The 1,312-nt window shown below is 61.1% G+C and carries 1 protein-coding gene; it reads right to left on the minus strand.

What is annotated here, in order from left to right; all coding sequences use genetic code 11:
- A partial coding sequence (locus PVW46_RS14280; protein WP_274576331.1) for a calcium-binding protein occupies window positions 1-1,172 on the minus strand: 1,172 nt, incomplete at its 3' end.
- Window positions 1,173-1,312: the final 140 nt, after the last annotated feature.

Genomic DNA, 1,312 nt, shown 5'->3' on the forward strand with positions numbered 1-1,312 from the left:
TCCAGGATCTGGTCGCGGTTGGCGCCGACGACGGTTTCGGCAAGGGCACGGAACACGAACTGGTCAGCATCCTGTCCGCCGGTGAGAAAGTCGCGGCCAAGACCGCCCGCAAGCTCGTCCTCACCCGCGCGGCCGCGCAGGATGTCGTTGCCGTCGCCCCCCTCCAGCACGTCGTCGCCATTGCCGCCGTCGATCGTGTCCAGGCCGTCGCCGCCATCGAGATTGTCGGACCCGTCCTGTCCGACCAGGATATCGTTGCCGTCATTGCCCAGCATCGTGTCGTCGCCGCTGTTGCCGTTCAGCGTGTCATTGTCCTGACCGCCCGAGATCTCGTCATTTCCCGCGCCACCGAGGATGAAATCATTGCCGAACCCGCCTTCGAGCAGGTCGTCGCCGCCGCGGCCCAGCACCGTATCGTCGTCGCTTCCGCCTTGCAAGTGATCGACAGCTTCGCCGCCCTTCACCGTGTCATTGCCGGTGCCCGCATCGACTGTGCCCCGCACCCTGCCCAGGGATCCATCGTATTGGTCGTTGCCGTCGTCGAGGTCGATGTCACCGTCCATCAGCCCCGAGTTGAAAATGATATCTGCTCCATCGCCGCCCCTGTAGGATCCCGCCTCGCCGGTGATCGTGCCCGAGTTCTGCAACAAAGTGCCACCGGTTTCCGCCACGTTGCTTCTGATGCCTGTGTCGGTCGCACTGGCGATCAAGCCGGTGTTGAAGACCTTGGTTTGTAACGTGCCGCTCACCAGATCCAGGCCGTCCAGCCGCGCCGCAATGGTGCCGTGGTTCACGATTTCTATTATGATTGCTGGATCGGTTGCGAAGCCGATCACGCCATTGCCGTAAGATTCGATCGTACCGTGATTGATCAGCCAAAATCCGAATGTGCCACGATAGTCGATGGTTTCGCCCGACGACGTGGCAATATAACCGTTAGGCCCGACCTGAATGACGAAGGCCTCCGTCGTAACCTGGATTGCCTCAAAGCCACCGCCGCCCCTTGCCACGACACTGCCGTTGACGCCCATGTAACTTGTGCCTGCGCCCGAACCGGTGATGACATCGCTGCCGCTGACCACCAGCTCGCCGTCCTTGGTGATATAGCCGTCTTCGCCGCCAATAATGCTGCGCGCGGTCGTGTTGTAGCTGGTGATAACAAAATCTGCCATTGGTCTATCCCTTTGTCCAATGCGCCATTGGGCGCAAAATTACGTTTCAGAGAGCGGTGGGAGCCGAGACAAGCTTGCGGGCGCGCGCGGCTCCGGTTCGACTTGGTTGTCAGAGCACGAAATCATCCGCTGTCAGCCCG

The sequence above is a fragment of the Mameliella sp. AT18 genome, from assembly GCF_028807275.1.
GTDB classification, from domain to species: domain Bacteria; phylum Pseudomonadota; class Alphaproteobacteria; order Rhodobacterales; family Rhodobacteraceae; genus Antarctobacter; species Antarctobacter albus.